General features: G+C 37.7%; 5 protein-coding genes. 1 reads left to right on the forward strand and 4 read right to left on the reverse strand.

The window, feature by feature from the left end:
• On the forward strand, window positions 1–683 hold a 683-nt coding region (locus tag AC1DJR_RS16275), incomplete at its 5' end, for a hypothetical protein (RefSeq protein ID WP_477003023.1).
• A gap of 48 nt (window positions 684–731) precedes the next feature.
• Here the strand turns inward: AC1DJR_RS16275 and AC1DJR_RS16280 are convergent.
• The 4 genes from AC1DJR_RS16280 to AC1DJR_RS16295 form a co-directional block, all read right to left on the reverse strand.
• Window positions 732–1031 carry a hypothetical protein gene (locus AC1DJR_RS16280; protein ID WP_477003024.1) on the reverse strand — a complete coding sequence of 100 codons (300 nt, stop codon included), beginning with the start codon at window positions 1029–1031 and terminating at the stop codon, window positions 732–734.
• 104 nt (window positions 1032–1135) lie between these two features.
• Window positions 1136–3502 carry a DUF6359 domain-containing protein gene (locus AC1DJR_RS16285; protein WP_477003025.1) on the reverse strand — a complete coding sequence of 789 codons (2367 nt, stop codon included), beginning with the start codon at window positions 3500–3502 and terminating at the stop codon, window positions 1136–1138.
• A 218-nt stretch (window positions 3503–3720) separates the two neighbouring features.
• Entirely contained in the window at window positions 3721–5142 is a 1422-nt protein-coding gene (hemY, locus tag AC1DJR_RS16290) for a protoporphyrinogen oxidase (RefSeq protein ID WP_477003026.1), read from the reverse strand.
• Window positions 5143–5167: 25 nt separating this feature from the next.
• Window positions 5168–5413: ferrochelatase (locus AC1DJR_RS16295; protein ID WP_477003027.1), on the reverse strand; the 246-nt coding region annotated here is incomplete at its 5' end.

Below are 5413 nucleotides of genomic sequence, written 5' to 3' on the forward strand. Positions count from 1 at the left end.
GGATTGGATTTCGTGGCAATGAAATGGATGTTTATTTTTTATTAATGCCAGTTATTGCGAGTCTCCCCTTTAGTACAAGTTACAACTCAGATAAGTCAGATGGTTTTAAGCCATTTATAAGTAAAGAAATTTCTTTATTTCCTTATTCAGTAACGAAATATATCGTTACATTTTTTTGCGGAGGACTTCTTTATACGTTTCCATTCATTTTATCGTTATTATTTTGCAAATTAACCATTCCAAACGGAGCACCGACGGCTGGTTCAGGCATCATAAATGACAACGGAATGTTCGCAAACTTATATTACGATTCTCCCATCACTTACATTTCTGTATATATTGGGATTAATTTTTTATTTGCAGGTTTAATGGCTCTTCTAGGACTTGCTGCATCTGCATGGTCACAAAAGGACTATATGGCGCTTCTGTTTCCATTTGCAGTTACCTCCATTCCTTATGTCCTGCTCAATACGATATTCCCTACAATAGGCGGAGCACCTATTCATTTATATGATCCAAAGCAACCGTTACAGGGCATGTCACCGTACATATTAACGATGCAATGTGCCTTCTTCTTCTTCGTTAGCCTATGCATGTATATAAAAGGCGTGCAGCGTGATAGAAAAAGGTACAAAAGAAGACTGCAAAGAAGAGATCGATGTAAAAAAGCGTTTCAAGCATAAAAACCTAATTTCCTCACGTTATTTTGGAAATTAGGTTTTTTTATTCATTTACGGTGTACCAGCCAATCCCCATAAAATAACAACAGTCGCAAAGTAAATTGCTTTAATAGCTACCACTAAACATAATGAAATAATTGCATATTTACTTAATTCTCTTCTTGCGCCTATTAAAGTAAAAATAACTGCAAAACTAAACGTTACATAGGACGCTGCTGTATGTATTAAGTTATACGTAATGTCCAAATTTTGAGTAAGCCCTGTTACCTCAGCTACAAATTGAAGCATGACGATTGTACTAAACAAAATTGCAAGCTGATTCATTAATTTCCCATTCAACCATGCTTGCATCTTTAACCTCCTCATTATAAAAAACTGAATTTTCAATTAAGTTTAACGTGATTTTTATAGAAAAAGAACGCTTAGTATATCTCTAAGCGTTCTTTCATGACTATTTAAGAAGCCTTCTTCAAATCAATTTGAGCAAGTACTGGATCGTGGTCACTTACACGTCCGTGCTCTTTCATAATGTTTGAGTTTAAGTGTACAGGGTCTACAATTGTGTGTGGTGCGATGTTATTCGTTACTAAAATATGATCTAACACTTGTGCATTTCCTTCATGAATGTACGTGTAGCGGTTCTCTTTCGGCACTGTGTTTAACATATCTTTTAATATCGTTCCCTCTAGTGCCTCCAGTGGTTTAGAGAACTCGAAATCATTCATATCACCTAAGACAACAACTGGCGCATTCGTATTCTTTTCTTGAATACCTTTTACGAAATGATTCACTTCTTGTGCTAATTGTACTCGTTTTTCTTCACTCTTTAATACGAGAGGTTGTACTTTTCCAAATGGCGTTGCATCTCCTAATTTTGAGTTTAAGTGATTTGCAACAACAACGACGTTTTGTCCTTGGAATGTAAATTCTGCTGCTAACGGTTTACGTGTACTTTCAAATAATGGATTTTCATCTCCGATGCGGACTACATTTTTATCTAGTAACTTCGGTACTGTCGCTAATTTCACACGTGATGGATTATAGAAGAAACCGACGCGAATATTAGCTCCTGGTGCTCCTCCGTCTTGATTGTTGCTTGGCGCAATTTCTACATACTCATACTTCGGTCCACGAATTTCTAAAACTGCATCAATAATACGTTTTGCACTTAAAGAAGCATCTGTTGTTCCGTCATTAATCGATCCATTATTATCTTGCATTTCCTCTACACCGATAATATCTGGCATTTTTAAATTGTATTTAATAGAATAAGCTAACGCTTTTACTTTCTCATCTGATGTTTCTTTTTTATTCGCTGAGAAGTTTTCAATATTATATGTAGCAACTGTTAACTTATCAAGACGAGGCTGAATATTTGCCCCTACTTGCTTAAATCCRCCGTCYACTRCAGATGGTAATTCCGTTACTGGCGAAATGCGGWAYGAACCGTAGTCATATCCTACTACTCCYGTTATATYWCCAGTGAACGTATCGCCTACTTTCGCGACATAATCACGAGGTACCTTTACAGAAAGACGTTCAGGGTTTAATTGGTTTTCATCTAATAGCGGTGTACCATATTTCGTTACTACTTTATCTCCGCCATTTTCTACTGTTACATATAAATTTCCATTTTTCTGGGGAGCGATAATTTTTGGTGTTGGCATCGTAACGCGCATGCCTTCTACACTCTCATAAAAATCAATTGCATCTTCGTTCGGATCAAATAGACCGAATGCATCATTATCGATAATTTGATCAGGGATTTTTACACCGTTTTCTCCTAATACAATCGGCGCTGGTAAAGGTTGATCTTTTGCGATTACAGCAACGCGACTCGCCTTAATTTCCGTCGTCGTTAAATCTGTTTCAAATCGCTCTGCATATCCAGGTCCAACATATTCTTCTACTTCTCCATCAACTTGAATAAGATCTCCTACCGCTACATTCGCATCTTTTTTGTATACGTAAATACCTTCTGAAGTAGCTGGATCATTATCCGGCTGATTATCTTCTATATAAAAACCATTTTTATCAAGCGCTGTTACAACGCCTTCCACATTGTTTACTTTCTTCCCGTTGTAAGGAGAAATATGTGATTTCCCTTGAATATCATGAATACGAACTGGTTCATTGTTTACGATAATAAATGAAAATGTCGAAACCGCCGATGAAGTAAGTCCTTCTTTTTCTGCGATTGCTTTAATTACACTATTTTCATTTACTACAACTTGTCCGTTATAACGAACACTTTTATTTGTAGGATTAGATCCATCTAACGTATAGTAGATTGTTGCTCCTTCTGTATTCGTTGTTAATGTTACCAATGTCCCTTTTGCAACTTCCCCGCCGTTCGGTGAAGCTACTACATCGCTAACACGGTTTTGTTCTTCCCCTTGAAACTTATGAGCTGTTACTGATTTTAAACCTGGGCTACTAAAATATAATTCAAGCGTCCCTGTTAAGCTAACTTTCTTCCCGATATTTTCAGGGTGATCTTTCACGTTTACTGCCGATCTCACATCGCCTTTTGGCAACTGAACAGGCATGATCTTGTCTGGATTCGTTTCGTTTGGCGAATCGGCAATTGCCACATTTGTTTCGTCAAACTTAGCCGGATCCTTCGTGTATTTAGAAGGACTTTGCGTATATCCAACGATATATCCTTCCACTATCCCCTTCGTTTTCCCTTGTTGCTTGAACACTTGAATTGCTTTTTCTACCGACATAGAAGTAGTTTCTTCTGCTTGCGCTAAAGTTCCAGTAAATGAAAGCAATAGTATGAATGATAAAAAGACACTTAAGAGTTTCTTCACAGCCATTTCCCTCTCCCTATTTCATATTTTCTCAGCATTTCTATCATAACAAATGATTCGTTATATAGAATGATATTTCGACAAGTTTTACACAAAATTTATTTAATTTACAAGTTTTCAAACTATAACACAAAATAACTTATATAGGTTTATCGACTAACAGGTATTTTATCCAATAAACAAAACGCCTTCAATATAATTGAAGGCGTTTTGTTTGAAATATTTTAATGTGCGACTAATTCAGTCTCCATTACTTTCTCTAAATGAGATAACACACGCTGTGCCGCTCTCTCACCTTGCTCAATACAAGCCGGAAGACCAGAACCAGCRTAAGAACTACCTGCCAAATACACACCTGGYAATTCTTYCTCCATAAATGTTGTGAGCTTTTTCATTCGCTCTTTATGGCCTACTGTATATTGAGGCATCGCTTCTTTCCAGCGACTCACAATCGTAAAATCTGGATCCTCTGTAATATCCATCGTCTTTTGTAAATCCTCTAATACGAGCTGCACAATTTCCTCATCGGTTTGTTCGACGATTGCTTCATCACCAGGGCGCCCGACGTAACAACGAAGGAGTGCTTTTCCTTTTGGAGTTGTATGCGGCCACTTTTTATGTGTCCACGTACATGCTGTAATAGAGAAGTCACTATTACGCGATACGACAAATCCTGTTCCTTTAATATCACGTTGAATTGCAGACTTTGGGAAAGATAATGCCACGTTTGCAACTGATGTAGACGGCATGTTACGGAAGAAACGAAACTGCTTGTACTGCGCAAACATAGACGGTAATACTTTATGCGGAGCTGCGACTACGATCGCATCTGCTTCCATTTCTTTTCCGTTACTAAGAGTAATCGTATAACCATCACCAAGTTTTGCAACTTTCTCAATACGCGTTCCCTTCATTACCGTGCCTTCATGAATCTTTGCTTCAAGAGATTCTRCTAAAGATTCCAAACCTGTTTTCACAGTTTGGAAGATTCCTTTTTCCGGTTCAGCTTTCTCTTGTTTCGGAGCGAGCGTACGCATACCGAGTGAAATACTACGGTGCTCCTGTTCAATTTGATAAATTTGAGGGAATGTTGACATTAAACTCATTTCATCAATATCCCCTGCATAAATACCAGATAATAATGGCTCAATTAAATTTTCAACCACTTCATTTCCGAGGCGATGTCTGAAAAATTGCCCGAGTGATTGATCAGAAACTGGTTTTGATCTAGGCATTAACAAGTCAAAACCAGCTCTTARTTTACCAATTGGGGAGAACAATCCGGAAAAKAGAAACGGMGTAATTTGCGTTGGAATTCCCATCATTGAACCGCTCGGCATTTTATGTAACCGATTGTTTACGAGAACGAAYGATTGCCCGGCCTTATTATTTACAAGTTCATCGCCAAGTCCTAATTCTCTCGCTAATCTAGTTGCGCTGTCTTTTCTTGCTAAGAAAGAATCTGGTCCGCGTTCAATTGTAAATCCATCTTTTCGAACGGTTTGAATTTTCCCGCCAAGTTCACCCGATGCTTCTATAAGCAATGTATCAATCGGCAAGTTTTTTTCGCGAATTTCTTTTTGTAAGTAATACGCTGACGTTAAACCTGTAATGCCACCGCCGATGATCACAACTTTTTTCCTCAAAATAGTTTCCCCTTTCCTCTTAGTATTACAATACTGCTTCTTTTTTCTTTAATACAACATCTGCTAGGCAATCAATAAATGCCTCTGATGCATTTGGCATTTCTGGACGATAATATTTCGCGCCAATTTCATCCGTTACAACTTTACACTCAAAGTCGTTGTCATATAAAACTTCTAAATGTTCTGCTACAAATCCAACTGGTGCATATACGAATGAATTGTAGCCGTACTTTTCATTTAATTCTCTCGTTAAATCTTGTACATCTGGACC

The organism is Bacillus sp. 05T31, from assembly GCF_056396725.1.